27 protein-coding genes are annotated in these 26,069 nt (G+C 68.1%); 17 read left to right on the top strand and 10 right to left on the bottom strand.

The window, feature by feature from the left end; genetic code table 11:
- Positions 1-112: 112 nt before the first annotated feature.
- Positions 113-1,495 carry a glutathione-disulfide reductase gene (gene gor, locus ACK4SE_RS02385; RefSeq protein WP_409688235.1) on the top strand — a complete coding sequence of 461 codons (1,383 nt, stop codon included), beginning with the start codon at positions 113-115 and terminating at the stop codon, positions 1,493-1,495.
- A gap of 4 nt (positions 1,496-1,499) precedes the next feature.
- On the opposite strand, the gene ACK4SE_RS02380 is transcribed toward gor, so the two are convergent.
- The 6 genes from ACK4SE_RS02380 to ACK4SE_RS02355 form a co-directional block, all read right to left on the bottom strand.
- On the bottom strand, positions 1,500-2,609 hold the full coding sequence (locus ACK4SE_RS02380; RefSeq protein WP_409688232.1) for a serine hydrolase domain-containing protein: 1,110 nt from the start codon (positions 2,607-2,609) through the stop codon (positions 1,500-1,502).
- Positions 2,610-2,751: 142 nt separating this feature from the next.
- A complete protein-coding gene (locus ACK4SE_RS02375; protein WP_409688229.1) occupies positions 2,752-3,114 on the bottom strand; it encodes a DUF559 domain-containing protein in 363 nt (120 codons plus the stop codon).
- A gap of 223 nt (positions 3,115-3,337) precedes the next feature.
- A complete protein-coding gene (locus ACK4SE_RS02370; protein ID WP_409688226.1) occupies positions 3,338-3,883 on the bottom strand; it encodes a hypothetical protein in 546 nt (181 codons plus the stop codon).
- Positions 3,884-4,082: 199 nt separating this feature from the next.
- Positions 4,083-4,301 carry a hypothetical protein gene (locus tag ACK4SE_RS02365; protein WP_409688673.1) on the bottom strand — a complete coding sequence of 73 codons (219 nt, stop codon included), beginning with the start codon at positions 4,299-4,301 and terminating at the stop codon, positions 4,083-4,085.
- Positions 4,302-4,635: 334 nt separating this feature from the next.
- Positions 4,636-4,911 carry a DpnI domain-containing protein gene (locus ACK4SE_RS02360; RefSeq protein WP_409688223.1) on the bottom strand — a complete coding sequence of 92 codons (276 nt, stop codon included), beginning with the start codon at positions 4,909-4,911 and terminating at the stop codon, positions 4,636-4,638.
- A 31-nt stretch (positions 4,912-4,942) separates the two neighbouring features.
- On the bottom strand, positions 4,943-5,161 hold the full coding sequence (locus ACK4SE_RS02355; RefSeq protein WP_409688220.1) for a hypothetical protein: 219 nt from the start codon (positions 5,159-5,161) through the stop codon (positions 4,943-4,945).
- A gap of 412 nt (positions 5,162-5,573) precedes the next feature.
- Here ACK4SE_RS02355 and ACK4SE_RS02350 point away from each other — a divergent pair, with 412 nt between their 5' ends.
- Positions 5,574-6,185, top strand: coding sequence for a hypothetical protein (locus ACK4SE_RS02350; RefSeq protein ID WP_409688217.1), 612 nt, complete (start codon positions 5,574-5,576; stop codon positions 6,183-6,185).
- 486 nt (positions 6,186-6,671) lie between these two features.
- Positions 6,672-7,673: a reverse transcriptase family protein gene (locus tag ACK4SE_RS02345; RefSeq protein WP_409688214.1), complete on the top strand. Its 1,002-nt coding sequence runs from the start codon at positions 6,672-6,674 to the stop codon at positions 7,671-7,673.
- Between the two features lie 98 nt (positions 7,674-7,771).
- Here the strand turns inward: ACK4SE_RS02345 and uvrB are convergent, their stop codons facing one another.
- Together uvrB and ilvA are read right to left on the bottom strand one after the other, a co-directional pair.
- A complete protein-coding gene (gene uvrB, locus ACK4SE_RS02340) occupies positions 7,772-10,102 on the bottom strand; it encodes an excinuclease ABC subunit UvrB (protein ID WP_409688212.1) in 2,331 nt (776 codons plus the stop codon).
- 45 nt (positions 10,103-10,147) lie between these two features.
- Positions 10,148-11,671: a threonine ammonia-lyase, biosynthetic gene (gene ilvA / locus ACK4SE_RS02335; RefSeq protein ID WP_409688209.1), complete on the bottom strand. Its 1,524-nt coding sequence runs from the start codon at positions 11,669-11,671 to the stop codon at positions 10,148-10,150.
- Between the two features lie 109 nt (positions 11,672-11,780).
- Here ilvA and ACK4SE_RS02330 point away from each other — a divergent pair, with 109 nt between their 5' ends.
- The gene (locus ACK4SE_RS02330; RefSeq protein WP_409688206.1) at positions 11,781-12,509 is read left to right on the top strand and encodes an extensin family protein; all 729 of its coding nucleotides are present in this window, start codon (positions 11,781-11,783) and stop codon (positions 12,507-12,509) included.
- A gap of 710 nt (positions 12,510-13,219) precedes the next feature.
- On the opposite strand, the gene ACK4SE_RS02325 is transcribed toward ACK4SE_RS02330, so the two are convergent.
- Positions 13,220-16,609 carry a class I SAM-dependent DNA methyltransferase gene (locus ACK4SE_RS02325; RefSeq protein WP_409688203.1) on the bottom strand — a complete coding sequence of 1,130 codons (3,390 nt, stop codon included), beginning with the start codon at positions 16,607-16,609 and terminating at the stop codon, positions 13,220-13,222.
- A gap of 174 nt (positions 16,610-16,783) precedes the next feature.
- Between ACK4SE_RS02325 and ACK4SE_RS02320 the strand changes: the two genes are divergently transcribed.
- From ACK4SE_RS02320 to ACK4SE_RS02260, 13 genes are all read left to right on the top strand, one after another.
- A complete protein-coding gene (locus ACK4SE_RS02320) occupies positions 16,784-17,083 on the top strand; it encodes a PadR family transcriptional regulator (RefSeq protein ID WP_409688670.1) in 300 nt (99 codons plus the stop codon).
- A 53-nt stretch (positions 17,084-17,136) separates the two neighbouring features.
- The gene (locus ACK4SE_RS02315; protein WP_409688200.1) at positions 17,137-18,237 is read left to right on the top strand and encodes an HAAS signaling domain-containing protein; all 1,101 of its coding nucleotides are present in this window, start codon (positions 17,137-17,139) and stop codon (positions 18,235-18,237) included.
- Positions 18,238-18,316: 79 nt separating this feature from the next.
- Positions 18,317-19,105: an isocitrate lyase/phosphoenolpyruvate mutase family protein gene (locus ACK4SE_RS02310; RefSeq protein ID WP_409688197.1), complete on the top strand. Its 789-nt coding sequence runs from the start codon at positions 18,317-18,319 to the stop codon at positions 19,103-19,105.
- A gap of 4 nt (positions 19,106-19,109) precedes the next feature.
- On the top strand, positions 19,110-19,613 hold the full coding sequence (locus tag ACK4SE_RS02305; RefSeq protein WP_409688194.1) for a methylated-DNA--[protein]-cysteine S-methyltransferase: 504 nt from the start codon (positions 19,110-19,112) through the stop codon (positions 19,611-19,613).
- Positions 19,614-19,702: 89 nt separating this feature from the next.
- Positions 19,703-20,104 carry a hypothetical protein gene (locus ACK4SE_RS02300; protein WP_409688191.1) on the top strand — a complete coding sequence of 134 codons (402 nt, stop codon included), beginning with the start codon at positions 19,703-19,705 and terminating at the stop codon, positions 20,102-20,104.
- A 40-nt stretch (positions 20,105-20,144) separates the two neighbouring features.
- Entirely contained in the window at positions 20,145-21,284 is a 1,140-nt protein-coding gene (locus tag ACK4SE_RS02295; protein ID WP_409688188.1) for a beta-ketoacyl-ACP synthase III, read from the top strand.
- Positions 21,284-21,451 (top strand): hypothetical protein, encoded by a 168-nt coding sequence (locus ACK4SE_RS02290; RefSeq protein WP_409688185.1) that lies wholly within the window; start codon positions 21,284-21,286, stop codon positions 21,449-21,451. The genes ACK4SE_RS02295 and ACK4SE_RS02290 overlap by 1 nt, the downstream gene beginning before the upstream one ends.
- Positions 21,441-22,112 carry an iron-containing redox enzyme family protein gene (locus ACK4SE_RS02285; RefSeq protein WP_409688182.1) on the top strand — a complete coding sequence of 224 codons (672 nt, stop codon included), beginning with the start codon at positions 21,441-21,443 and terminating at the stop codon, positions 22,110-22,112. The genes ACK4SE_RS02290 and ACK4SE_RS02285 overlap by 11 nt, the downstream gene beginning before the upstream one ends.
- The gene (locus ACK4SE_RS02280) at positions 22,109-23,059 is read left to right on the top strand and encodes a DUF6999 family protein (RefSeq protein ID WP_409688180.1); all 951 of its coding nucleotides are present in this window, start codon (positions 22,109-22,111) and stop codon (positions 23,057-23,059) included. The genes ACK4SE_RS02285 and ACK4SE_RS02280 overlap by 4 nt, the downstream gene beginning before the upstream one ends.
- A 121-nt stretch (positions 23,060-23,180) precedes the next feature.
- Positions 23,181-23,516, top strand: a complete 336-nt coding sequence (locus tag ACK4SE_RS02275; RefSeq protein WP_409688177.1) for a hypothetical protein — start codon at positions 23,181-23,183, stop codon at positions 23,514-23,516.
- 21 nt (positions 23,517-23,537) lie between these two features.
- Positions 23,538-23,915, top strand: a complete 378-nt coding sequence (locus ACK4SE_RS02270; protein WP_409688174.1) for a hypothetical protein — start codon at positions 23,538-23,540, stop codon at positions 23,913-23,915.
- A 43-nt stretch (positions 23,916-23,958) separates the two neighbouring features.
- Complete coding sequence (locus tag ACK4SE_RS02265; RefSeq protein ID WP_409688171.1) at positions 23,959-24,726, top strand: cytochrome c oxidase assembly protein; 768 nt, start codon at positions 23,959-23,961, stop codon at positions 24,724-24,726.
- Positions 24,723-25,409 carry a cytochrome b gene (locus ACK4SE_RS02260; protein ID WP_409688168.1) on the top strand — a complete coding sequence of 229 codons (687 nt, stop codon included), beginning with the start codon at positions 24,723-24,725 and terminating at the stop codon, positions 25,407-25,409. Before ACK4SE_RS02265 ends, ACK4SE_RS02260 begins: the two co-directional genes overlap by 4 nt.
- Here ACK4SE_RS02260 and ACK4SE_RS02255 read toward each other — a convergent pair.
- Positions 25,342-26,013 carry a c-type cytochrome gene (locus ACK4SE_RS02255; RefSeq protein WP_409688165.1) on the bottom strand — a complete coding sequence of 224 codons (672 nt, stop codon included), beginning with the start codon at positions 26,011-26,013 and terminating at the stop codon, positions 25,342-25,344. The two genes, ACK4SE_RS02260 and ACK4SE_RS02255, sit on opposite strands and share 68 nt — an antisense overlap.
- Between the last annotated feature and the right edge of the window lie 56 nt (positions 26,014-26,069).

The following is a 26,069-nucleotide window of genomic DNA, read 5'->3' as shown; positions in this document are numbered from 1 at the left end:
CCCCGCTGTGTTAGGCTGCCTACCTCCCCGACAGGCGGATCGCCGGCCGCGATTCGGACAATTCAGACAATTCGGACACTGTTTTTTTGGGGTCCGAAACCAGGAGCCCCGGATGCCCGAGACCTACGACTACGACCTCTTCGTCATCGGCGCGGGCTCCGGCGGGGTGCGGGCGGCGCGGCTGACGGCGCTGGGGGGCAAGCGGGTCGGGATCGCCGAGGAATACCGCTACGGCGGCACCTGCGTGGTGCGCGGCTGCGTGCCCAAGAAGTTCATGGTCTACGCCTCTGAATTCTCACATATTTTCGAGACCGCGCGCGGCTACGGCTGGACCGTGGACAACCCCACCTTCGACTGGCCGACCTTCCTCGAGGCCAAGGACGTGGAGATCGCGCGCCTGTCGGGCATCTACGCCGCCAATCTGGGCAAGGCGGGGGTCGATACCTTCCACGCCCGCGCCGTGCTGAAGGACGCCCACACCATCGATATGGGCGACAAGGGCGTGGTCACGGCCGAGAAGATCCTCATCGCCACCGGCGGCCGCCCGTGGGTCCCCGAGGACCTGCCGGGCGTCGAGCACGTCATCACCTCGGAGGAGGCCTTCCACCTGCCCGAACTGCCCAGGAGCATCATAATCGCCGGCGGCGGCTACATCGCGGTGGAGTTCGCGGGCATCTTCGCCGGGCTGGGCGTCGAGACCACCCTGGTCTATCGCGGCCCCAACATCCTGCGCGGCTTCGACGACGACGTGCGCGCCCATCTGGCGGGCGAGATCGAGAAGCGCGGCATCAAGGTGGTGCTGGGCTGCCAGCACGAGTCCATCGAGAAGACCGACGCCGGTCTGGTCAGCCATCTGGGCAACGGCATGACGCTGGAGACCGAGCAGATCATGTTCGCCACCGGCCGCATCCCCCATGTAAAGGGCCTCGGCCTCGACACGGCGGGCGTCGAACTGACCGAGCACGGCGCCATCAAGGTGGACGGGCACTCGAAGACCACCGCCGACAACATCTGGGCCATCGGCGACGTCACCGACCGCATGAACCTGACCCCCGTGGCCATCCGCGAGGCGGTCGCCTTCCACGAGACGGTGTTCAGGAACAATCCCCAGGCCTTCGACTATGAGGCCGTGCCCACCGCCGTGTTCAGCCAGCCCCCCGTGGGCGTGGTCGGCCTGACCGAGTCCGAGGCCCGCAAGGCCTGCGGCGAGATCGACGTCTATCTGACCCGCTTCCGCCCCATGAAGACCGCCTTCTACGGCGACGACGAGCGCACCCTGATGAAGCTGGTGGTCCAGGCCTCGGACGGCCGGGTGGTGGGCTGCCACATCGTCGGCCCCGACGCGCCCGAGATGATCCAGCTGGCGGGCATCGCCGTGAAGGCCGGCCTGACCAAGGCCCAGTGGGACGCCACCTGCGCCGTCCACCCCTCCGCCGCCGAGGAGCTGGTCACGATGCGCGACAAGCAGACGCCCCAGAGCATGTCGGCGGGCTGATCCCTCAGCCGCCCGCTTCGGCCCCGCGCACCGCCGCCGGGATGATGTCCCGGTCCATCAGGGCGTGCAGCGCGGGCAGGTGGCTCTCGGCCCGGGGGTGCGGATTGGGGTCCGAGATCATCACCACCGTCAGGTCCAGGCTGGGCACGATGAACAGCATCTGCCCGCCATAGCCCCAGGCGAAGTGGATGTCGTGCACGCCCGACCGCCGCGCGAACCAGCCATAGCCGTAGCCGTTGCCGCTCCACGGCGACACGCCCCGGCTGCGCCAGCTCTCCTCGACCCAGCCCTCGGGCAGGATGCGGCGCCCGTCGATCTCCCCGTCCAGCCGGTACAGCTCGCCGAACCGCAACAGGTCGCGCGGCGACATCAGCATGTCGTTGCCGCCGAAATAGACCCCTTGCGGATCCTGCGGCCAGGGCGGAATGCGGATGCCCAGCGGCTCGCCCAGCCAGTCCACCGCCAGGGCGTGGGTGCTGCGCCCCGACGCCCGGGTCAGCACCGCCGACATCAGGTGCGACGTGCCGGTGGAATAGATCATGCGCCCGCCCGGCTCATCCTCGAACGGCCGCGCCAGCGCATGCCGCACCCAGTTGGGGCTGGTCACCCAGCGCCCGTACTGGTCGCCCGAGGTGCGCCCCAGCCCGGCCCGCATGGACAGCAGGTGGCCCACGGTCAGGTCCGACAGGCGCGGGTCCGGCGCGACGGGCAGGTCCGCCGCCAGCACCGGCGCCACCGGCTGGTCCACGCCCTCCAGCACGCCCCGGCCGATGGCGATCCCGGTCAGGGCCGACAGCACGCTCTTGGACGCGGACTTGATGTTCACCGGCGTGTCCAGCCCCGGCCCGCGCAGCCGCTCCTCCACCAGCACCGCGCCGTGCCGCGCGATGATCACCGCATGCAGCCGGTCCAGCCCCCGCGCCTCAACCAGCCCCCGCTCCACCATGGCCGCGTCCAGCCCGCGCGTGGCCGACTGCGCCCGCGCCGCCTCGGCCCCATCTTCAGGGTTGGCCGCCGGCGCCGGCGAACACGCCAGCATCACGCCCCCTGCCACCGCCGCCAGCCCCATGCGGCGCGTGAGGGCGGGGGCAAGGGTCTGAAACACGCGCGACATCGGCAATCCTCAATACGGCTGCGCCACTGCGCGCCCTGAACACCATCTACGCACCGCCCCGCCCCCCGGTTTCGTCAACCCGCTTCCTTCTCCCCTTGAGAGTCGTCGAGCGCCCAACGCGACCGCTCACGTCCCTTCTCCCTCAAGGGGAGGGAGGGTGGCGCGCTGCATGCTGGCGCACGGCCTCGAGGATCAGGTTCGGGTTTCTGAGGACCGCCTCATTGCCGAACCGCAGGACGGTGAAGCCCTGCGCCGCCAGCCACGCATCCCGCCGCGCGTCGGACTCTTCCCGCAACCGATGCACGCCGCCGTCGACTTCAATGATCAGCTTGAGCGCGGGACAGCAGAAGTCGGCCACATAGGACCCAATCGGCATCTGTCGCCGGAACTTGAACCCATCCAGTCCCCGGCCCCGCAGCAGCCTCCACATGGCCGCCTCGGTCATCGTCGGCTCGCGACGTGACCGTCTGGCGCTCGCTCGGGTGCGGTCCGTGGGCTTGAGCATGGGGGGAGCTTAGCGGTGGGAAGCGACTCCCCCAATCCCTTCTCCCCTTGAGGGAGAAGGTGTCATGCGCAGCATGACGGATGAGGGGTGAATCCCGGTGCTCGCCCACGTCGCGCGGGAGCCTTCGGATCGGCCTGAGCGACATCCCGACCACCGGGTGTTACCCCTCATCCGACCCGCTTCGCGGGCCACCTTCTCCCTCAAGGGGAGAAGGAAACGACACTCACGGATATTCCTCCGCCTTCCCCTTCGGGATCCCGTGATCCTCCCGCCATTCGTCCCGGTTGGCGTCCAGGGTGATCTCGTCCAGCGCATGCAGGTGTTTCAGCCCGCCGTCCTCGCGCCAGAAGGCGTCGGTCCAGGGGTGCTTGCGCATGTAATCCCGGTCCTGCGCCGCGACCTCGGGCCCCAGCCGGGACGCGCGCCAGTCCAGCACGAAGCCCGCGTGCCACAGAGGCACTTCATGCAAAGGTCCGCCCCGCATGGCCTCGGCCAGCTTCACGGCCAGCAGCCGCGTCTCCTCGCGCCGGATCAGGAACGCGTCCAGCGCCCGCCGCGCGCGCCGCTCCCAGCCCTCCACCGGCTCCGGCGCGGGGTCCTCGGGCCGCCGCCGCCGCCACCCCTCCGACGCCCGCCGCCGCCACAGATTGGCCAGCCCCACATCATAGCGCTGCGCCAGCGACGCGCCCGTCTCCCCCGACTCCCACCCGCGCCGGATCTCCTCCCAGGTGTCCTCGCACCTGATTTTCGGCAGTTTGCGCTCGTCCATGGAGGCAGGGTGGGGCGCCCCTCCGCCAAAACCGGACGCACCACGTCCTTCTCCCTCCCCGTTCGGGGAGGGTGGTCGGCGCGAAGCGCCGGCCGGGTGGGGAGGGCTCGGCGACCCATCCGCGCTGCCTCGCCGAGCCGCCCCCACCCGCTTCGCCTTCGGCTCAGCCCCCTCCCCGAACGGGGAGGGAGAAGGGGCGTCACCCCCGCCGCCGATACGTCCCGCGCCGCTCCCCGAACGTCAGCCAGCCGCGATCGCGCAACACCTGCAGCTGCTGCCTGATCTTCTCCCGCACATGCCTGTTTCCCGGATGCAGCGCCGACAGCCGGGCCTCGAAGGCGTAGAGGTCATCCAGAACGAAGTCGGGGCGGCCGGTGCTGGCGGTGTGGTCCTCCACGCACCGCATCACGTCCAGCAGCCAGCCGCGAGCGACCGCCCCTCTCCCGGTGGGAGAGGGCTGCGCGCAGCGGGACGCGGAGCGGCCCGCTTCTTCGCGCGCAGGGTGAGGGTCCGGTGGTGGCCCTCTGACTCACCCGCCCCTCATCCCCCGCGCAAGGACCGTCGCGCTGCGCGCTCCGGTGCGCGGGTCCCCCTTCTCCCATCGGGAGAAGGTCAGGAGATGCGGTCCGTCACGCGCCCGGCGGCGCGGTCATAGCTCATGGCGAACAGGTTCGGGTTGTTCGCCGCCGCCAGTCGGGCCGTCATCGTGCGGCCGATTTCCTCGGAAATCGGCTCTTTGAGTGGGCCGAAATCTACGATTTCGGCCTGGCGCCGTCGGGGATGGAGCGCCCCAGCTTTCCCTGCTTGGCCTTGAGCTCATAGTCCTCGCCGCAGTCGTCACAGCGGAAGTCGGCCACGGGCGCGTTGTTCGGCAGCTGCGGCAGGTGATCGGCGGCGCAGTTGGGACAGAAGCCGTGCAGCGCCATCCACGCCTCGGTGACGGACCGGGCGGTCTGGGTCGGGCCCCTGAAGGCGACGGCCGGTTCGGCGAAGCCCAGCTCACACCAGCGATTGTCGTCCTGCCCCATCCTCCCACCGTAGCGGGTGGCAGGTCAGGGGTCAGCCCTTGCCGCAGGCGGTCTCTTCGATTTCGTCGCCATTCTTGTCGAGGGTGACAACCCGGCGGGCGTCGAACTCGACGGTGCCATACGGCTCCCACTTCAAGCCGGAGCCGTCATAGTAGGCGAACATGGCTGCGGCATCGGCGTCGTCGGCCTCTACCTCGGCGACGTAATCCACATACGCATCGACGCGACTGAGCACAGTGAATTTCGGCATGGCTCGCTCCCTCTCACCGGAGATAAGGGATCCATATCAGAGGCTTATATGCAAGATGGCTCTACGCGGGTGATAGGTCACACGAAACGCGGCCGATTTTCACGCCCAGCCCTTGTGGGGCAACGCATCGGGTTCGGACATGCGGGGTTAGCTCGCCCCAGCCCCCGTCATTCCCGGCCTCGTGCCGGGAATTCAGATGCGCGGCACGGTCAGGAGGAACTCGGCTCTGTCGGTGAGTCTGCGTTGAGGATGCTTCTTGTCGCCCTCACCTCGCGGCCCGGCTAATCGCTTGAGAGGACGCAATAACTCGCGTGTTTACGTTGCACCGACGTTCGTCTCGCGATACCCATTGCAGAGGTAAAGCGTCACTTTGACGCGACGCCTCATCCACGCAGGTGTCGCGACAAACCTGATGACTGACGGAACGCCTAACGAACGCCCCCGTCGGCTTACTCGCCCGATGGAACATGCAGCGGTCTCGCTGCTGCAGCAGCGCGCAGGAGTTGAGCTCCACGTGTTTGTTGCAGGCCCCTACATTAAGGGCACGTGGACGCCTGAAGAACTCGCTTTAAAAAGCGAGTCCGCAAGATTACGTCTTATTCTGCACGATTATATAAAAAATGAGCTTCTATACCTGCCTGTAATTGGAGAGCATCGCGGCACTATTGAACTCGGAGAGGAGCATCTCCGCACTAAGGCCACGGTAGTTCATACAGAGTTTCATCTTGTAGAGAACCAGTGCCAAGCGATCGTAATTTTGCCTTCTAGCCCTGGCTCATTCAGCGAGCTTGGCGCGTGGAGTCGCAACCCAAAAATATGCCGGAAGATGCTGATCGTGGCGGACATCAGGCACAAGGACGAGCAGGGATACGTTCAGATGGGCGTGTTCAAATTGGCCATGGACAGGGGGGCTCAGTTATTTTGGATGGATTACAATGATCCTGAGCCCATAAAGCGCATGGTTGAAGAATTTCTCAGCGAAATACATGATCAGGAGGTGTCCTATGCTGTCCTCCCAGCCTAGATACCGGCCAGATATAACTATGGTGCTGCTGTCGCTAAAGCTGATTCAGCCTGGAATGCTCGGGGACGTGGTTGAAGGATTGCAGAGACTGTTGCCCGAATCGATGCACCCCCTAATTCGAAAGGAGGACGTCAGGCGGCAGCTGGAAATTCTCCGAGACAGAGAACTTGTGTGCTTGTACGCCGGGCGGCGCTACATGCTGACGGAGCCAGGCACGGACTACGTCTCGGTCGTTGAAATCAAACAAAAGATTGACGCCCGCCGTCTTTACTTGCTGAAGGAAACTCGTCGCGATAGGTTCCGCAAGCGGAGCGGCACACGCGATGGGTCACTGCAGCAGTGATCGTAGTTTTTAAGGACAGGGTTAAAGGGGCTCGCGGATGGGAAGTGTCCCGCTTCCGGACGCAGCCACAACCGGGACACTTCCCATCCGCGCGCTCAAAGCAACCGATTGGTTGGTAAATCGTGTCGCTCCGCACCTATCCCTTGATCGTCCACCCGGCCTACTTGCGGTTCATTGAGAACACGCATGAGCATACGCAGATATTTGCCAACCTTCCTCCGGCGGATGTGCCATTGCACCGGCCCCGGCTGGAGAGCATTAACGACATTGCAGTCTACCTAGGCGTTGCTCCTGAAATGATCCGCTATATCCGGCGGTACAAATCGAAACACTACCGGTCATTTGAGTTTACGAAGCGGTCAGGGGGGAAGCGTCAGATTGATGCACCTCGGACGTTCCTAAAAGTGGTTCAGTGGTGGATACTGGATACTATCCTTGCCCACTCTGATGTGGCCGATCACATCTTTGGATTTGTCAGAGGTAGAAGTTTCATTGATAACGCGCGCGCTCATGTCGGCGCTTCGCACATCCTTAATGTAGATATAAAAGACTTCTTCCCCAGTGTGCGCGAGCCGAAAGTTGCGGAAGCGTTTAAGTCGTTGGGTTATGAAGCGCAAATCGCGGCTCATCTTGCTGACTTAACAACACTTAATGGTACTTTACCGCAAGGTGCACCGACCAGTCCGGCGTTGGCAAATTTATGCTTCGAACGGTGTGATCTTGCACTGCTGCAAATCGCAGCCGAGTTCGGGTTGAAATACACTCGGTATGCGGATGACCTCACGTTCTCTTCGCGCACCCGCATACCGCCCGAGACGGTGGGTATGATATCTGACGCCCTCAGGGTGCAGGGCTTCGTTCTCAATCCCAAAAAGACTGCATTCATGGGACCAAACGATAGAAGAGAAGTGACAGGGCTTGTCGTCGGCGCTGAAGGTGTCGCTTTGCCCAGAGAAACTCTCAATAAGGCGAGAGGTTGGTTCCACACTGCGGAGATGTCTCCGAATGAGCATCTAGCTCATATAGAGCGCATACGAGGTACTCTTGAACTCATTCGGCAGGTGGGAGGTCGCGGCAGCGAACCTCTTGTGCAGCAGGGTGAACGCGCTCTAGCTAAGCTGACAGCTGCAGCTCTTTTGACCTAACGCCCCGCTATCTCGCTTCATGCGTTGGAGCTCTGTCAGCTTCCACTCTATTTAATAGCTTTGCAACGCGTGTAACTGCACCTAACGAGCTTATCCCCCTACAGCCTTCCCTTCCTGAACGCCTCCGCCGACGCCGCCCGCGCCGCCGCGCGGTCCCGCTTCGGCGCCTCCTTGTCCACGGTCTCGCCCGCCGCCGTCAGGGCTTCGTTGGCGAATTCCAGGTCCATGAGCTTCATGTGCTTGATCTCGTCGCGCAGCTTCGCGGCCTGTTCGAACTCCAGGTTGGCGGCGGCCTCGCGCATGCGGGATTCCAGGTCCTTGAGGGCGGCCTGGAAATTGGTGCCGACGAAGGGGCGGGACTCCTCCTTCATGCCCGGGGCGGTGAGCTTGTCCAGGGCGCGGGATTCGTAGGGGCTCTCGATGATGTCCTTGATGTCGCGGCGCACGGACTCGGGCGTGATGCCGTGTTCGGCGTTGTAGGCCTCCTGCTTCTCGCGGCGGCGCTGGGTCTCGGCCATGGCGCGCTCCATGGAGCCGGTGATGCGGTCGGCGTACAGGATGACGCGGCCGTCCACGTTGCGGGCGGCGCGGCCGATGGTCTGGATCAGGGAGGTCTCCGAGCGCAGGAAGCCTTCCTTGTCGGCGTCGAGGATGGCGACCAGGCCGCACTCGGGGATGTCCAGGCCCTCGCGCAGCAGGTTGATGCCCACCAGCACGTCGAATGAGCCAAGACGAAGGTCGCGCAGGATCTCGATGCGCTCCAGGGTGTCCACGTCGGAGTGCATGTAGCGCACGCGCACGCCCTGTTCGTGCATGTATTCGGTCAGGTCCTCGGCCATCTTCTTGGTCAGGACGGTGACGAGGGAGCGGTAGCCGGCCAGGGCGGTGTCCTTCACCTCGGCGATGACGTCGTCCACCTGGGAGAAGCCGTCCCTGGCCACGGGGCGCACGATCACCGGCGGGTCGATCAGGCCGGTGGGGCGGATGACCTGTTCGGTGAAGACGCCGCCGGTGCGCTCCATCTCCCACGGGCCGGGGGTGGCGGAGACGTGGACGGTCTGGGGCCGCATGGCGTCCCATTCCTCGAACTTGAGCGGGCGGTTGTCGATGCAGGAGGGCAGGCGGAAGCCGTATTCGGCCAGGGTCGCCTTGCGCCGGTAGTCGCCCCGGAACATGCCGTTGATCTGGCCGATGGTGACGTGGCTCTCGTCCACGAACAGCAGGGCGTTGTCGGGGATGTATTCGAAGAAGGTGGGCGGGGGCTCGCCGGGGCTGCGGCCGGTCAGCCAACGGGAGTAGTTCTCGATGCCGGCGCAGGAGCCGGTGGCCTCCATCATCTCCAGGTCGAAGCGGGTGCGTTGCTCCAGCCGCTGGGCTTCGAGGAGTTTGCCGTTCTCGACCATCCAGTCGAGGGTCTCCTTCAGCTCGGCCTTGATGCCGGTGATGGCCTGGTTGAGGGTGGGGCGCGGGGTCACATAGTGGCTGGCCGCATAGACGGTGATCTCGGTCAGGTCGGCGGTCTTCTTGCCGGTGAGGGGGTCGAACTCGGCGATGGACTCGATCTCGTCGCCGAACAGGCTGACGCGCCAGGCGCGGTCCTCCTGGTGGACCGGGAAGATCTCGATGGTGTCGCCGCGCTTGCGGAACATGCCCCGGTCGAAGGCGGCGTCGTTGCGCTTGTACTGCAGCGCGATCAGGTCGGCCCGCAGCTTGGCCTCGTCGATCCGCGCGCCGACCTTCAGGTCGAAGGTCATGGCCGTATAGGTCTCCACCGACCCGATGCCGTAGATGCAGCTGACCGAGGCCACCACGATCACATCGTCCCGCTCCAGGATCGACCGCGTCGCCGAGTGCCGCATCCGGTCGATCTGCTCGTTCACCGAGCTGTCCTTTTCGATGTAAGTGTCTGTTCTTGGTACATAAGCTTCTGGTTGGTAGTAGTCGTAGTACGAGACGAAATACTCGACTGCATTGTCCGGGAAGAAGCTGCGGAACTCGGAATAGAGCTGGGCGGCCAGGGTCTTGTTGGGGGCCAGGATCAGGGCGGGGCGCTGGGTCGCCTCGATGACCTTGGCCATGGTGAAGGTCTTGCCCGAGCCGGTGACGCCCAGCAGTACCTGATCGCGCTCGCCGGATTCGGCGGTGGCCACCAGTTCGGCGATGGCGGCGGGCTGGTCGCCGGCGGGCTCGAACTGCGACGCCAGGCGGAACGGCGTCTTGAGGCGCGCGGCGGGCCGGGAGGGGCGGTGGGGCGCCCAGTCGGCGGGCGGGGCGGGGGCCTCCTCCGGCGTCAGGCGCGGGCCGGTGATCGGCGCGAACATGGGATCCTTGCCCCGCTTTTTCGGCGCATCGTGCACGAAGGTCCCCGACATGTCGGACACGCCCGGAGTGTGGACGGGCTTTGCGGATTTCGAAGGGGAACGGGCCATGAACACCAAGGTAGTGACGCGGGACGCGCGCGGCTAGGGGGCGCGTCAGCCGCCGCGCAGGAACATGCGGGCGGCCGGGTTGTCGGTCTCGTCCACATAGGGATAGCCGAGGGCGTCCAGCGCGGCGGTGAGGGCCGCGTGGTCAGCGGGCGGGGCGTCGACGCCGGCCAGCACCCGGCCCACGTCGTCGCCGTGGTTGCGGTAGTGGAACAGGGTCAGGTTCCACAGGGGCTGAAGCGCCGACATGAAGCGGATGAAGGCGCCGGGCCGCTCGGGGAACTGGAAGCGGAAGATGCGCTCGTGGGGCAGGCCCGAGGCGCGGCCGCCGATCATGTGGCGCACGTGCAGCTTGGCGGTCTCGTCGTCGCTGAGGTCCTCGAGGCCGTAGCCGGCGGCGCGGACGGCAGCGGCCACCCCGGCGCGCTCGGCGGCGCCGGTCTTCAGCGCCACGCCCACCACGATGCGGGCTGTGCCGTCACCGGACCAGCGGTAGTTGAAGGCGGTGACCGAGCGGCCGTCCAGCAGGCCGAGGAAGGCCAGATAGTCCTCGCGCCGGTCGGGCAGGGTGACGGCGAACAGGCCCTCGGTCCCTTCGCCCAGCTCGGCCCGCTCGGCCACGTGGCGCAGGCGGTCGAAGTTGAGATTGGCCCCGGAGTTGATGGCGATCAGATCGCCCCCGGCCGCCACGCCGGGATTGGCCGCGACCCAGGCCTTGAGCCCGGCCAGGGCCAGGGCGCCGGAGGGCTCGGGCGCGGCGCGGGCGTCCTCGAACACGTCCTTGACCGCCGCGCAGATGGCGTCGGTGTCCACCAGCACGATCTCGTCCAGCAGTTCGCGGCACAGGCGGAAGGTGTGGTCCCCCGCCCGGCGCACGGCGACCCCGTCGGCGAACAGGCCCACCTGGTCCAGGGTCACCACCTCGCCCGCCTTCAGCGCCGCATGCATGGTGGGGGCGTCCACGGGCTCGACCCCGATGACCCGCACCTCGGGCCGCAGGAAGCGGACGATGGCCGCCACCCCCGCCGCCAGGCCGCCGCCGCCGATGGGCACGAAGATGGCCGCGATGGGGGCCGAGTGGCGGCGCAGGATCTCCAGCCCCACCGTGCCCTGGCCGGCGATCACGTCGGGGTCGTCGAAGGGGTGGATGAAGACGGCGCCGGTCCGGGCCTCGATGCGGCGGGCCTCGGCGAAGGCCTCGTCGAAGCTGTCGCCGTGCAGCACCACCTCTCCGCCCAGGGCCTGGACGGCGGAGACCTTGATGGCCGGGGTGGTCACCGGCATGACGATGACCGCCTTCGCCCCCCGCCGCTGCGCCGCCATGGCCACGCCCTGGGCGTGGTTGCCGGCCGAGGCGCACAGGACGCCGCGGGCCAGGGCCTCGGGCGACAGGGCGGAGATGAAGTTGTAGGCCCCGCGGATCTTGAAGGAGAACACCGGCTGCAGGTCCTCGCGCTTGAGCAGCACGCGGCGGCCCAGCCGGGCGGACAGGCGGGGCAGGGGGTCGAGCGGCGTCTCGACGGCCACGTCATAGACGCGCGCGGTCAGGATGCGGCGGATGATGTCCTGCATGGGCGGCTCCGGGGAGGAGCGGACAGGCTGACGGGCGGGGGCGGCGGGGTCAATGAATTCATGGCCCCGGGGGTGCTAGGCTCCGCCGGTGAGTCGCAGCGGAGGCCCCATGCGCGTGTTCGCAGCCCTCGGGCTGATCCTCGTCCTGGCCGGGTGCGGGCGGATGCTCCCCGACCCGCAGCCCTATGCGCCCGCGCCCACGCCGTCGGGCGCCCCCCCGGCCTCCATCTCGGAGGTGCTGATCGACAAGCCGCTGGACGGGGCCGCCCGGGACGCGGTGCTGGCCGAGGGCGCGCACCTGGGCCGGTGCCTGGCCCAGCTGTCGGCGGCCAATGTCCGCTTCAGCCCCCAGCCGGACCGGGCCACCACCGGCAGCTGCGGCCTGTATGACGCCGGGACCCTGGGCGCCGACATGGGCACGGTGGCGCGCATGACGCCGGGCGACCCGGTGGTGACCTGCCAGACGGCCCTGGCCATCAGCATCTGGCGGCGCCAGTCGGTGGAGCCCGCCGCCCGCGAAATCTTCGGGCAAGACGTTGTTTCCATTGATCATTTCGGCACCTACGCCTGCCGCCCGGTGAACAATGTGGCCGGCAACCGCCCCAGCGCCCACGGCCTGGCCGCCGCCCTCGACTTCTCGGGCGTGCGCCTGAGGGACGGCCGCCGCATCACCGTGGCCGGCGACTGGAGCGGAAACGGCCCCGAAGCCCGCTTCCTGCGCCGCATCCGCGACGACGCCTGCCGCATCTTCGGCACCGTCCTGAGCCCCGACTACAACGCCTTCCACGACGACCACCTGCACCTGGAGGCGACGGGCGGGCGGGCGTTCTGCCGGTGATCCTCCCCCGAAGCGCAGCGCCCGGGGGAGGGGGGCCGCGGTCAGGCGGTGGAGGGGGCGGATTTCAGGCGTCAGCGGATGGGACGACCCCCTCCACCACTTCGTGGTCCCCCTCCCCCGATGGGGGAGGAAAAACAGTGTCCGAATTGTCCGAAATGTTGAAATCGGGCAGGCGGGGGTGAGACTCCCGGGGTGAAAAACAGTGCAATGAGAGTCTAACGGTTCGGAGCGAGTTCGGCTCAAGGAACTGAATTTGCACGAGACCTGCGGCGGGGGCGAGTCTCGCCGGCGCCGGGGAGTCCAATGCCGGGCGTGAGACTCCGACCGCGAAAAACAGTGCAACGGAGTCTCACGGCCCCTCTCCCGATGGGAGAGGGCTGCGCGCAGCGGGGTGCGCAGCAGCCCGCTCCTGCGCGCGCAGGGTGAGGGTCGGGTGGCGGGCTTCTGAAGCAGACGACCCCGTCGTCGGATCGGCTCCGCCGCTCCTCCTCCACCCCCTTGCAATCACCGGATCGCTACGCTCCGGTGCGCGGGTCCCCCTTCTCCCATCGGGAGAAGGAAATCAGTCCAATGGAAAAGCTCATGCGCCTCCTGTGCGGCCGGGGATGACCGGACAGGATAGGCCCGCGCCTTAGGCGTGAGTGCAAAAAGCCGGGAGAAATCGACGGGGGCCTTGGGCGGCAAGGGATTGGGCGCGGGAAATGGGGGGATTACGCCGCGCGGCGGGCGGCGAAGGTTCCGGCGGGGAGGGGGGTGGCGTCGCCGTAGCGGACGAGGGTGGCCAGGGCCTGGACGACGCGCTGCTCGATCTTCTTGCCGCCGTTCTTGAAGGCGCGGGACACGGCGGCGGCGTCCATGGGACGGCCCGAGGCCTGAAGCACGGCGCGGATGGCCATGACCTGTTCGCCCTTGTCCTTGGGGAAGGCGGGCAGAGACTTGTCGATGGCGACGACGGTTGCGCCCAGATCCAGTTCGCCGGATTTGGCGGCGGCCCCCCTGGCGAAGCGGGGAATCTGGTAGTCGGGGCGCAGCCAGCGGACGTGACCCGCCGCTTCCTCGGCCGCGCGCTCGGCGTTCAGGGCGACCAGTTTTTCCAGAATCTGCTCATCGGTCAGGTCGTGGGGCCAGCCGTAGGCGTCGGCGGTGGCCCGGTCGATCTGGTCGTGCAGGTCCTTGAGGATCAGCACCCGGCCGCGACCCTTCACGTCGGTCTCGGCGGCGGTGAGGTCGGCCCCGGCGCGGACCTTTTCCAGCACATTGTAGAGGCCGGTCAGGGTCAGGTCCGGATGCTCGGACTGCACCGTCTTGCGGGTGGCGTCCAGTTCCTCGCCGAGGGCGCGGAGGGTGGCGCGGGTGGCGTCGTCCGGGTCGGGGAAGGGGAAGGGGTCGAAGGTGCGGGATTTATTGTAGCGGGGGTCATTCCCGACACCCATCCAGCCACCCGCACGCGCCGACCACAGCGAATGTTGATGGGACGAAAGTACCCCTAGGTGGAACGGGTCGTTACTGGCCATCACGACAACCTCGTGATTGGGAACGATGTCCGCGTCAACGAACTGGAAAACGCGGTGCTTTGCCGTCCGCGTCGTCGCGATATAGCGCCCGAGACCTTCTAGCGCGGGCCGGAAGGTTCGGCGGGGCTCCCCAAAAATCCACCACCGCCGCCGGAACGACTCTCGGCGGTTCGTCTCACGTTCCGGCTTCACGGTCTCGAGAAGCAACTGGAAAGCGGCAGGGAAAGACTGGCGTGCATCGCTTTCAGAGAGGTCGAAAAAGTCGATAACGAAACCATCAAACTGGTGTCGTGTGAGTTCGCTGCCGCCGATGTGGCGGCGGATAACCCGCTGCGACAAGCTCCCGTTCCCGTCCACCTCCATCAGGTGTTCCGCGGTGGATCGATCAATCACGAACCCCTGCCCAGCCATCATCATCCCATTGCAGGACAACCCATCATTTGCTGTCAGCGGGCGGGCAGTTGTGACATCGACCCCTACGGTGAGGTCGGAGTTGATCCTCCCTTGTTGCAACTCGAAAGTGATGACCGGCTCATCGGTGTCGAGACCTGCCTCTGAACGCACGTCGAGCAGGAAGCCGTCCTTCGATCCCGCCTCAACGGCTGTCATGGCAATGCGGACTGCTGCGCTCTCCTTGGTGGCTTTGGTCCACGGATGATCGGGCACGGCGAAGATGATCGAAACCGGGAGCTTGGCGGTCAGGTGGCGCTCGATCACTCGGCGTTGCAGCACTTGGCTAATTGAATTGGTGGTGACCAAGCCGAAACGCCTAAGGGCGCTTTTCTTCCGCGCTAGCCTCTCTGCGGCGCGATCCCACCAGTACATTACGAAATCAGCTGCTTCGTTCACCTGCGGATGCGCAGCAGACAATGCATCGACGTAAGCGTCGCCCAACGGGCCTCGCTTAGCCGCACCCTTGCCCAAAAAGGGTGGATTCCCGACAATGAACTCGGCCTCCGGCCAGTCCGGCCGCCGCGCGTTCGGAAACACCTGCACCGCCTTGCCCTCGACCATCTCGAACTGCAGCTCCGGATAGCCGTCCCACATCAGGACCGCGTCCTTCTGCTGGATGTTGCCGAAGGCTTTCAGGATGGGTTCGGCGGGGTGTTCGGTGCGGTTGCGGTAGTGCTGTTGCAGGTAGCCGATCCACAGCACCAGTTCGGCGATGGCGGCGGCGCGGACGTTCAGCTCGATGCCGAGGAACTGGTGGGGGTCGACCTCCTCCAGCCCGATGCCCTCGGTTTCGCCCAGCTCGGCCAGAGCCTCCAGCACCTCGCCCTCCAGCTTCTTCATCAGCTCCAGCGAGACATAGAGGAAGTTGCCGGTGCCGCAGGCGGGGTCCAGCACGCGGGTGGTGCAGAGCTGGTGGTGGAAGTCGCGGACGGCGGCGACGGCCTCTTTGGCCTCACCGCGTCCCCTGGCGTCGGTGACGCGCAGCTGAACGTCGGCCCAGTCCTGACGCAGGGGCTCCATGACCGTGACCTGAACCAGACGCTCCACATAGGAGCGCGGGGTGTAGTGGGCGCCCAGCTTGCGCCGCTCGGACGGGTCCAGCGCCTGTTCCACGAGGGTGCCGAAGATGGCGGGCTCCACATAGCGCCAGTCGTGTTTCGACGCGGCCAGCAGTTCGCCGATCTCCTCACGGCCCATGGGGAAGGCGCGGGCGTCCTTGAACAGGCTGCCGTTGAAGTGGCGCAGGTGCGCCTTGAACAGCGAATAGAAGCGGTCCTTGTGGTCCGGCGCGTCCATCTTGCGCCACAGCTCCTCCAGCAGCGGGGCGAAGGTGGCGGGGCCGTCGAGGCAGTCTTCCAGCAGGGCGGTGAACTGCCCCTTGGGCAGCAGGTCCACGTCCTCGGCGAACATGGTGAAGATGCAGCGCATGAGGAAGTGGGCGACCTCCTCGGGCGGGTGCTTGGCCTCCAGCGTCTTCGACACTTCGGCGAGGCGCTTGGCGATTTCGCGGGTGACGCGGGCGGCCTCGCGCGAGGGGTCCAGCGCCTGCGGGTCGGTCCAGATGGCGACGAGGCGGTCGCGCACCTTGTCATCGCGCAGGTCCTCCAGTCGGATGCGGAAGCTCTTGCGGTCGGGGAAGTGGGTGTAGGCGCGGCCCGAGCCGGAGAAGTCGGCGTAGATCTCGAAGACGTAGCCCACGTCGCAGACGATGATGAAGGGCGGGGCCGGGTGGTCGGGCGGCAGGCGGAAGACATAGTCCTCGGCCTGACGGCGGGCGTTGCGCATCAGCACGTCCCACTTGCCCTGCGACGCGGCCACGGAGGTGGTCTCGTCCTCGCGGAACAGGGCCTGCTGATGCTCGTCGCGGTGTTCGGCGCGGGATTGTTTGGCCTCGAGGATGAAGCAGCCGCGCTTGTACAGGTCGATGCGCAGGGTGGAGGCCATGCCCTCGGAGTCGCGCCGCTTCACGCCGCGCTCGAAGACGTAGTCGTTATCGGTGGTGTCGTGGCCGGCCGGATCGGGCGAGGGCACGCCGATGGCCTGGCACAGCTCGCCGAGGAACATCTGATAGTTGGCGCGTTCGGCCCCGCCCCGGGCCGCGCTCCATTTGCCGATGAAAGCCTCGAGATCCAAGCCGTCCTCCCCCTGCGCCGCGCACTTCGCCCATGTCGCGCGCCGGTTGCAAGGGGGCGGTGGAGGATGGGGAAGGGTTGACTCCATCACACAGTATGCCTCATACACTGTGCGTCACACACTATGTGACGTCAGTGGAGCAGGCGCGTGGGCGAGGGTGAGCTGTTTGAGGCGATGCGGCTGGAGCTGCGGCGGGGGTCGCTGGTGCTGGCGGTTCTGGCGCGGCTGCGGAGCGAGCAATACGGCTATTCGCTGCGGGTGGCCCTGGGCCAGGACGGGGTCGAGATGGAGGAAAGCACCCTCTATCCGCTGCTGCGGCGGCTGGAGACCCAGGGCCTTTTGACCAGCGAATGGCGCGAGGAGGACCGGAGGAAGAAGCGGTTCTACCGGCTGTCGCCGCTGGGCGAGACGATGCTGGGGCGGCTGGCGGAGGAATGGCGGGGCATCTCGGCCTCGCTGGAGCGGATGCTGTGACCGGCGCGACATTCGAGAATTTTGGCAATCAATCTGGAACGGGAGGGCGGGGCATGACCCTGACGGAGAAATATCTGAAGGCGGTGGCGGCGCAGTTGCCGGCGGCCGGACGCGAGGACGTGATCGCCGAGCTGCGCGACGCCCTGATGAGCCGCATGGAGGACCGGGAGGCCGCGCTGGGCCGGCCCCTGACCGAGGCGGAGGAGGAGGCGGTGCTGCGCGAGATGGGGCACCCGCTGGCGGTGGCCGCGCGCTTCGGGGCGGGGCCGCACCATGTGGTGGGGCCGGAGCTGTATCCGTGGTGGCTGTTCGGGGTGAAGACGGCGCTGACGGTGCTGGCGATCATCACCGTGATCGGGGCGGTGGTGCGCGTGGTCGTGGGCGACGTGGACGGGGCCCAGGCGTTGGGCCAGGCGATCCACGGCCTGTTGTGGAGCGGCATGATGATCGTGGGCGTCGCCACCGTGGCGGGCTTCATCATCGAGCGCATGAAGGACAAGCCCGCCTTCCTGACCGAATGGCGGGCGCGGGACCTGGGCCTGTTCGAGATGGGGGTGTTCTCAAGCGCCTGGATGGCCAAGGCCACGGACATGGTGGGCGGCGAGCGGGCCGACGGGACGAAGGACCCGGCGCCGGGCCGCATGTCGCCGACGGCGGGGGCGGTGGCCTCGGGGGTGGGCTGGGGCGTGTTCGTGCTGTGGTGGACCGGGGTGATCGGGCGCGAGATCCGGCCCGGCGTGATCGGCGGCGAGCTGGTGGTGGACGGGGTCGACTATGGCCTGCTGGTCAATGAGACGGTGGCGTGGATCTGGTGGCCGCTGCTGGCCTTCGCCGCGGCGCGGGCGGCGTTCCATCTGATGCGGGCGGTGATGGGCTCGCCGGTGCGGTTCACGGCCTTCGGCGATGTGGCGTTCAGCGCGGCGAGCCTGGGCTTCATCGGCTGGTTCTGGCTGTACTCGCCCATGGCGCCGGTGTTCGCGGTGGACACGCTGGAAGCCTTCGTGGACCGGGTGCGGCTGCTGTGGACCACGGGCGAGATGGTGGTTCCCACCGTGATCATGATGATCACCGCCTTCGCCTTCATCGGCGAGGTGTTCACCCTGCTGGGGGCGGCCGGGCGGTTCGTGACGGGGCGCGACGGGCGTAAGGGCTGAGCCGGGTGACCGGGGCCGAAAACCGCCAGACGCGGCGCGCGGGCGCGGGCAGGGTGGCGTCTTCAATCGAGGGATGATCATGAGCCAGTCCGACCGCGCCGCCGCCTTTCGCCGCCTGCATGAGGACGGCCTGCTGATCCTGCCCAACGCCTGGGACGCGGGCACGGGGCGGCTGATGCAGAGCCTGGGGGCCAGGGCGGTGGCGACCACCAGCGCCGGCATGGCCTGGGCCCACGGCTGGCCGGACGGAGACGTGCTGCCTGTGGCGCACCTGGTGGAGACGGCGCGGGCTGTGGTGGAGGCGGTGGAGGTTCCCGTCAGCATCGACATCGAGGGCGGCTATGCCGACACCCCCGAGGGCGCGGCCGCGACGGCGCGGGCGGTGTGGGACGCGGGGGCCGTGGGGATCAACATCGAGGATGGCGGCGGGACGCCGGAGGCGCTGGCGGAGAAGATCGCGGCGATCCGCGCGGCGTGCGGGGACGGGCTGTTCATCAACGCCCGTTGCGACGTGTGGCTGAGAGGCCTGGGCGGGCTGGACGAGGGTCTGGCGCGGGCGGCGCTGTACCGGAAGGCGGGGGCGGACGGGGTCTTTGCGCCCGGGCTGGCGGACGGGGAGACCATCCGGGCGCTGGCGGCGGGCGTGGACCTGCCGCTGAACCTGATGGCGGTTCCGGGCCTGCCGGACGCGGCGGCGCTGACGGCGCTGGGGGTGCGGCGGCTGAGCGCCGGGGCGGCGATCAGCGCGGCGGCGATGGGGCTGGTGCGGGACCGGGCGCGGGACTTCCTGGCCACGGGCGACGCCGCGCCGCTGGGGCAGGGCGCCATGGGCTGGGTCGAGCTGAACGAGATCATGGCGCGAGCATGAGAACATGGGCGTGACGCTGACCCTGTCGCGGATCGACAGCCCGATCGGGGCGCTGGGTCTGGCTGCTGACGCGGACGGGGTGGTGCGGGGCGTGTCGTTCGGCGGCGATCCGGCGCGGGTGATGCGGCGGGACTATCCGGGCGCGGCGATGGAGGACGGGCCGGCGCCGACGGCGGTGACGGACGCGCTGGCGGCCTATTTCGGCGGCGCGCGCGAGGCGCTGGCGCGGGTGCGCTGGGCCGTGGAGGGGCATCATTTCAACGCCCGGGTCTGGCGTGAACTGGCGCGGGCGCCGGCGGGCATGACCATCAGCTATGGCGAGATGGCGCGCCGGGCCGGAGAGCCGGGCGCGGCCCAGGCGGCGGGCGTCGCCCTTAACCGCAATCCGATCCCCCTGATCCTGCCGTGCCACCGGGTGATCGGGGCGGGCGGGGCGCTGGTGGGATTCGGCGGCGGACTGGAAATGAAGACCTGGCTGCTGCGGCACGAGGGGGCGCTGCTGATCTGATATCCGCGGGGGCGCCGGGTGCGGACAACGGGTTTGATTTTCCAGCGCGCGGCGGGCATCACCGACCTTTCAGCGGGGAGACACGAACCATGCGCAGCGACGTAGCGGCGACCTTCATCATCACCGGGGTGATCGTGGCGATGATCGCGGCCTTCCTGGTGGGGTGGCCCCAGTACAATGTCTATCGCAAGCAGATGCAGGGCCGCGCCGCCTATGAGCAGGCGGTGCAGGACCGGCGCATCCGGGTGCTGGAGGCGCAGGCGGCGCTGGACTCGGCGCAGCTGACGGCCCAGGCCGAGATCGCCCGGGCGCGCGGCACCAACGAGGCCAACCGCATCATGGCCGACAGCCTGGGCGGGCCGGAGAACTATCTGCGCTGGTCCTACATCAACATGCTGCAGGAGACCGCCGGGCGGGGGGAACGGCAGGTGATCTACATTCCCACCGAGGCGGGCATGCCGATCCTGGAGGCCGGGCGCCGGGCGCAGTAGAGCCTTGTTCCCGCCGCGATCCGGCGGTCAGGTTGTTCGCATGAGTGATGCGTTGCGCGATGTCTTCATCACCGGGACGGGCGCCGTCCTGCCCGGTGAGCGGGTCGGAAACGACCGCATGGAGGACTTCATCGGTCGGGTCGGCGGGCGGCCGTCGGCTGTGGGGCGCCGGGCGTTGCGCTGGAACGGGATCGAGGGGCGGCACTACGCCCTGACGCCGGACGGCGCGCCGCTGCACTCCAACGCCTCCATGTGCGCCGGCGCGGTGCAGGCCGCGCTGGACGACGCCGGGCTGGGGATTTTCGACCTGCAGCATCTGGGCGCGGCGACGACGCAGGGGGATTATCTGGTGCCCGGCCACGCCAGCGCGGTGCAGGCCGAACTGGGCGCGGCGGCGCTGGAGGCGGTCAGCTATCAGTCGGTGTGCGCCAGCGCCCTGATGGCGGCCAAGGGCGCGTGGCTGACCGTGCGGGCGGGGGAGGCGGACGTGGCCGCCGCCTGCGCCGGGGAGTTCTCGTCGCGCTGGTTCCGGCCCGCGTTCTATGAGGGCACGGCCCTGACCGACCGGCGCGGGCGGGTGCGGATGGAGGCGGACTTCCTGCGCTTCACCCTGTCGGACGGGGCGGGCGCGGTGGTGATGGAGCCCCGGCCGCGGCCGGGCGGGCGCAGCCTGAAGGTGCGCTGGATCGACATGACGTCGCTGGCCGGGCGGTTCGACCCGTGCATGTGGGCGGGGTCGACCTTTGCCGACCGGGCGGACCTGAAGAGCGCCTGGAGCCATGCCGGGCCGACGGCGGCCCACGGGGCGGGGGCCATGGCCCTGCTGCAGGACTTCGAGCTGCTGAAGATCGTGATCCGGGCGTGGATCGGGGTGTGGCTGGCGAAGGTGGACGCGGGGCGGATCGCGCCGGATCAGGTCGACCACCTGCTGTGTCACTATTCCGCGCGGTCGCTGCGGGCCGAGATCGTGGGGCTGCTGGAAAACACGGCGGCCATGATCCCGGAGGCGAAATGGTTCACCACCCTGCCCGAGAGCGGCAATGTGGGCTCGGCCTCGATCTGGGTGATGCTGGACGCCTTTCTGAAGTCGGGGCGCGGCAAGCCGGGCGAGACGGTGCTGTGCATCGTGCCGGAGAGCGGGCGGGCGATGATCGGGTTCATGATGCTGGAGATCGTTTGATGGTCCAAGTTTCCGCTCATCCCGGCGAAAGCCGGGACCCGGTGCTTTGGGTGTTGCAGCGGATCAAAACCATCCGTCGCTCGCCGATCCTGAAACGCCGGCGTCAAGCTGGACAGAACTGGGTTCCGGCTTTCGCCGGGATGAGCGGAGAGAAAAATGGCGGATGATGACATGGTCGCCGACACCCTGCGCAAGCTGGCGGTGGTGTTCGCCGACTTCGAGCAGCGGCTGGAGGCGACGCCGCTGATCCGCAAGCTGACGCGCGGGCGGTTCGAGACGGCGGACTATCACGCCTTCCTCATCAACCTGCGCCAGCAGGTGAAGGACGGGGCGCTGTGGATGAGCCGGGCGGCGTCCAACATCGACGAGGCGCATCTGGAGCTGCGCTCGAGCCTGATGCAACACGCGGTGACCGAGCACCGCGACTTCCGTCTGCTGGAGCAGGATTTCGTGGCCGCGGGCGGGGCGCTGGAGACCATTCAGGGCGCATCCAAGAACGTGGGGTCCGAGGCCCTGTCGGCGTGGATGTTCCATGAGGCGTCGAAGCCCAACCCCTTCGGCCTGCTGGGGGCCATGTTCATCATCGAGGGGCTGGGATCGATCAAGGCGGCGCCGTGGGGGCGGATGGTCAAGGATCGGCTGGACCTGCCCGAGGACGCGGTGCGGTTCCTGCTGTATCACGGGGAGAACGACGCCGCGCACATGGAGGAGTTCCGCGAGATGCTGGCCATGGTGCTGCCGGACGCCGAGACAGCCGAACGCATCGTCATGTGCGCGCGGGTGACGGCGCGGCTGTATGCGCTGCAGATCGAGGAGGTCGCGGCGTGAGCCTGTCGGACGGCGTCGCCGAAGCGCGCGGACGAGTCCGGCCTGACCCGTTCGATCCGGCCGGGTACGACCCGAAGGATCCGGACCCGTGGATGGCGCTGTATCTGGACCGGAGCCTGCCCATCGACGACGGGGCCAAGCGGGCGTTGTTGCTGGGCGCGCGGTCGTGGTCGCGGCGCTGGCTGTTCCCGGTGAGCCGGCCGCTGGTGCTGCTGTTCTTCTGCGTGGTGAAGGTGCTGCGGGCCATATCGCCGCGCTTTCCGAACCTGAACGGCCTGCTGCACAAGACCATCCACTGGGGCCTGCGGGAGTTCGGGACGCCGGAGACCAACACCCTGATCCTGCGGCACTTCCACATCGGCACCGAGTTGCTGGCCTTCATGCGGGTCAATGCGGGGCCAGTGACGGTGTCGAGCCATCCGCTGCGGCCGACGCGGTTGAAGGACATTGAAGATAATCTGTTCCTTCAGCACGATCTGAACGTGTTCAACTTCATCATCGAGCTGAACGCGGCGCTGAGGGAGCAGGGGCGCGAGCTGACGCCGCCGGAGCGGGTGGATTTCTCCATGATCTCGGATGAATTCCCGGCCTTCGAGGCGTTTCCGAAGGGGCCGCTGAACTTCGTGGACGTGCAGACGGCGGTGGAGTTCTACACGCCGCTGTACGCGCTGATGCTGCCGCGCCGGGACTTCGTGCGGGCGGCCCATTCGCTGCAGCTGGACGAGACGGTGGCCATCTACATCGCCCGCATCCTGGGCACCGACTATCACCTGGCCTTCATCAAGAACGGCCATCCGATGGTGTCCCTGTCGACCCTGCAGGCGGGGTTCCGGCTGATGATGCACGGGCTGGACTGCGAGGCGCTGCACGGCTGGCTGCGGCTGCTGAAGGCGCGCCAGGCGGCGGGCCTGCCGCTGGATCCGCGCAACCCGACAGCGGCCGGCTGAGGCCGGACGGTCGTCGCCGAACGTCGGTTTGCATTCATGCCGGGTTCATGAAGCCTGACCGCATGTTGTGACCCGGATGTGCGCGGCGCTCCAGCCGTGCCCGCAGGGGCGAGGGGTCGCGATGACGAAACTGATGAAGCGGACGCGGGGACTGGCCATGGCCCTCGCGGCGGCGGTGGGGCTGTCGGGATGCGTGACGGATCCTGCGTTCATGGAGGGGCTGGCCATGGCCCTGGACGATATCGCTGTGGAGACGGCCTACATGGCCGAGGACGCGCGCTGTTACCGGCATCTGTCCAACAGCGGGGAATGGGTGACCCTGTGTCCGCTGCCGTACGGCCAGGTGGCGCCGCCGCCGCGCCTGCGCCCGCCGCATGATCATGGCCGGGGACGCGACCGGGACCGGGGCGGGCGGGATCGGGATCGCCGCGACGGGAAGCGCGGGTCCGGCTGGTGATCACGCCCGGGGAGCGGTGAGATGCTGGGTACGACAGTGGCGCTGCTGGTGATGGCGGCCCAGCCGGGACCGATGGGCGGGGCCTGTGTGCAGTCGCTGTGGCGTCGCCATGGCGAGGTGCGCGTGGCCGAACTGTGCGCGGGGGTGAACAGCAACGTCTGCTACGGGACCGCCGCGCAGTTCATGAGTTTCGAGCGCGCCGCCGACCTCTGTCGCCATGTGCAGGGGGAGGGCTGTTTTCGCGCGGCCATGATCCATTTCCCCCTCCAGCGCTCGGCGGATCTGTGCCGCCATGTGCAGGAAGCGTGCTTCGTGGCGGCCTATCGCTACCAGACGCTGGACGGCGCGGCGCAGCGGTGCCGGATGGCCGCCCCGGGGAGGGGTGCGGGGAACCGCTGAGCGGGCGAGGGATTGAACCCCCTATGCGGACCAGGCGGGGGTCATGACCATTCCGAGTTTCCAACCCTATTGCGGACCGGCGCCCCAGCCGGGAGCCGTGTGGGCGGCGTGGAATCTGGACCCGGTGCTGATCGGCGCCCTGATCGCCGTGGCCGTGGCCTATGGCATGACCTGGGGGCGCGGCGCCTCGGTGCGGGAGCGGATCGTGTTCGGCGCCGCCTGGAGCCTGTTCTTCGTCGCCTTCGTGTCGCCCCTGTGCGCCCTGACCTCGGCCCTGTTCGCGGCGCGGGTGGGGCACCATGTGGCGGTGATGACGCTGGCGGCCGGGCTTCTGGTGCTGGCGGTTCCCCGCGGGCGGATCGAGGGCCTGTTCGGCGGGCGGAGCCTGTTGTGGACCGCCACGGCGGCGCAGGCGATCCTGCTGTGGTTCTGGCATGCGCCGGGAGCCTATGGGTGGTCGCTGACCGGCGACGCGCCGTACTGGATCATGCAGGCGAGCCTGATCGGGGCGGCGCTGATGTTCTGGCGCGGGGTGCGGCTGGCGCCGGTGCAGCACGGGCTGCTGGCCCTGATCGCCACCATGGTTCAGATGGGCGCGCTGGGCGCCCTGATCACCTTCGCGGGCGAGCCGCTGTATGCGCCGCACTTCGCCACCACCCTGGCGTGGGGCCTGACGCCGCTGGAGGACCAGCAGGCGGGCGGGTTGATCATGTGGGCTCCGGCGGCGGGCGCCTATCTGGCGGCGGCGCTGATCCTGCTGGCGCGGCGGGTCGGGCTGAACGACGGGGATGCGGCGGAGCGCACGGCATGATGCGGCGGCTGAGGGCGTGGGCGGACACCCACACGTCCGAGGGGCGCTGGACGCCAGTGGCCATCACCTTCCACTGGACCATGGCGGCGCTGGTGTTGTTCCAGCTGGTGTGGGGCTGGTGGATGTCCGGCATTCCCGTCGGCGGCGACAAGGTGGCGGCGTTCCAGCTGCACGCGGACGCGGGCATCCTGATCCTGTTGCTGGCGGCGCTGCGGGCGATCTGGCGGCTGATGCTGCCGGGGCCAGTGAACGACGCGGACAAGCCGGGGTGGGAGAGCCAGGTGTCGCGGGTGACGCACTTCCTGTTCTACATCTTCATCGTCGGGCTGCCGCTGTCGGGCTGGCTGATGCTGTCGACGGTGGCGCCGGAGATTCCGCTGCGCATCGGCGGGCTGGTGCCGGTGCCGGGCCTGCCCGTGGGCGAGCTGTCCCGGGAGGCGGCGTGGAACATGATGTGGGCGGCCGAGCGCCTCCACTTCTTCATGGTCTGGGGCATCACCTTCCTGATCATGGGCCACGTGGCGGCGGCCCTGAAGCACTATCTGTTCGACAAGGACAATGTGCTGTCCGGCATGCTGCCGATCGTGGAGGAGCTGGAGGGCGAGCCCATCGAGATCATTCCAGAGACGGATGAGGAAGAGACGCCGCGTAAGCGGACACCGCCTCGATCTGGCGGTCGCTGAGCGGGCGGGCGACGGCGCCCATGGCGTCCAGCGGATCGTTGCGGCGGTCCCGGTTTTTCCACAGACGCAGCTGGGCCGCCAGATAGGCGGGCGACTGGCCGGTGAGCTGCGGGTTCGCCGCGCCGACGCCCTGGCCGTCGGCGCCGTGGCAGGCGGCGCAGGTGGCGACGGCCTGACCGGGCAGGCCCTGATGATAGAGCGCGCGGCCCTCGGCGATCAGATCCGCGCGGGGCGCCACGGCGGGCGCGGCGGCGCGGGCCGGCATGTCGGCGTAGTAGCGAGCGACCCGCGCCCGGTCCTCATCGGAGAGCCGGCGGGCGATGGGCGACATCTGATCGTGGGGGCGAAGACCCGATCCGTAGTCGTTCAATTGCTTGATCATATAGCCCTCGTCCAGACCGGCGATGCGGGGCGTTTCGGCGCCGTCGCCCTCGCCGTCGATGCCGTGGCAGGTCAGGCAGGCGGCGGCCGGCCCGGCCTGTCCTCCGGACAGGGCGATGACCTCGCCGGTGGCCACGAAGGGGTCCTCATAGTCCGCCGCGCCCGGCGCGCAGGCGGTCAGGGTCGTCGCGGCGATGAGGGCGGAGAGGCGGCGATACGGCATCGCTTGGCGAACGCGGGGTGGGGGCGGGGGTTCCGATGGACCGATGGTGAAGCGGA

Origin of the sequence: Brevundimonas sp. (genome assembly GCF_046293315.1) — a bacterium.
Classification (GTDB): Bacteria; Pseudomonadota; Alphaproteobacteria; order Caulobacterales; family Caulobacteraceae; genus Brevundimonas.
The sequence above is the reverse complement of the archived record's forward strand: the minus strand, read 5'-3'. Positions and strand labels throughout refer to the sequence as shown.

Excerpts from the sequence above, each read along its gene's own strand:
- gor (WP_409688235.1), top strand. The coding sequence starts at position 113 with ATGCCCGAGACCTACGACTACGACCTCTTCGTCATCGGCGCGGGCTCC.
- ACK4SE_RS02380 (WP_409688232.1), bottom strand. The coding sequence starts at position 2,609 with ATGTCGCGCGTGTTTCAGACCCTTGCCCCCGCCCTCACGCGCCGCATG.
- ACK4SE_RS02375 (WP_409688229.1), bottom strand. The coding sequence starts at position 3,114 with ATGCTCAAGCCCACGGACCGCACCCGAGCGAGCGCCAGACGGTCACGT.
- ACK4SE_RS02370 (WP_409688226.1), bottom strand. The coding sequence starts at position 3,883 with ATGGACGAGCGCAAACTGCCGAAAATCAGGTGCGAGGACACCTGGGAG.
- ACK4SE_RS02360 (WP_409688223.1), bottom strand. The coding sequence starts at position 4,911 with ATGGGGCAGGACGACAATCGCTGGTGTGAGCTGGGCTTCGCCGAACCG.
- ACK4SE_RS02355 (WP_409688220.1), bottom strand. The coding sequence starts at position 5,161 with ATGCCGAAATTCACTGTGCTCAGTCGCGTCGATGCGTATGTGGATTAC.
- ACK4SE_RS02350 (WP_409688217.1), top strand. The coding sequence starts at position 5,574 with ATGACTGACGGAACGCCTAACGAACGCCCCCGTCGGCTTACTCGCCCG.
- uvrB (WP_409688212.1), bottom strand. The coding sequence starts at position 10,102 with ATGGCCCGTTCCCCTTCGAAATCCGCAAAGCCCGTCCACACTCCGGGC.
- ilvA (WP_409688209.1), bottom strand. The coding sequence starts at position 11,671 with ATGCAGGACATCATCCGCCGCATCCTGACCGCGCGCGTCTATGACGTG.
- ACK4SE_RS02330 (WP_409688206.1), top strand. The coding sequence starts at position 11,781 with ATGCGCGTGTTCGCAGCCCTCGGGCTGATCCTCGTCCTGGCCGGGTGC.
- ACK4SE_RS02320 (WP_409688670.1), top strand. The coding sequence starts at position 16,784 with ATGCGGCTGGAGCTGCGGCGGGGGTCGCTGGTGCTGGCGGTTCTGGCG.
- ACK4SE_RS02315 (WP_409688200.1), top strand. The coding sequence starts at position 17,137 with ATGACCCTGACGGAGAAATATCTGAAGGCGGTGGCGGCGCAGTTGCCG.
- ACK4SE_RS02310 (WP_409688197.1), top strand. The coding sequence starts at position 18,317 with ATGAGCCAGTCCGACCGCGCCGCCGCCTTTCGCCGCCTGCATGAGGAC.
- ACK4SE_RS02305 (WP_409688194.1), top strand. The coding sequence starts at position 19,110 with ATGGGCGTGACGCTGACCCTGTCGCGGATCGACAGCCCGATCGGGGCG.
- ACK4SE_RS02300 (WP_409688191.1), top strand. The coding sequence starts at position 19,703 with ATGCGCAGCGACGTAGCGGCGACCTTCATCATCACCGGGGTGATCGTG.
- ACK4SE_RS02295 (WP_409688188.1), top strand. The coding sequence starts at position 20,145 with ATGAGTGATGCGTTGCGCGATGTCTTCATCACCGGGACGGGCGCCGTC.
- ACK4SE_RS02290 (WP_409688185.1), top strand. The coding sequence starts at position 21,284 with ATGGTCCAAGTTTCCGCTCATCCCGGCGAAAGCCGGGACCCGGTGCTT.
- ACK4SE_RS02285 (WP_409688182.1), top strand. The coding sequence starts at position 21,441 with ATGGCGGATGATGACATGGTCGCCGACACCCTGCGCAAGCTGGCGGTG.
- ACK4SE_RS02275 (WP_409688177.1), top strand. The coding sequence starts at position 23,181 with ATGACGAAACTGATGAAGCGGACGCGGGGACTGGCCATGGCCCTCGCG.
- ACK4SE_RS02270 (WP_409688174.1), top strand. The coding sequence starts at position 23,538 with ATGCTGGGTACGACAGTGGCGCTGCTGGTGATGGCGGCCCAGCCGGGA.
- ACK4SE_RS02265 (WP_409688171.1), top strand. The coding sequence starts at position 23,959 with ATGACCATTCCGAGTTTCCAACCCTATTGCGGACCGGCGCCCCAGCCG.
- ACK4SE_RS02260 (WP_409688168.1), top strand. The coding sequence starts at position 24,723 with ATGATGCGGCGGCTGAGGGCGTGGGCGGACACCCACACGTCCGAGGGG.
- ACK4SE_RS02255 (WP_409688165.1), bottom strand. The coding sequence starts at position 26,013 with ATGCCGTATCGCCGCCTCTCCGCCCTCATCGCCGCGACGACCCTGACC.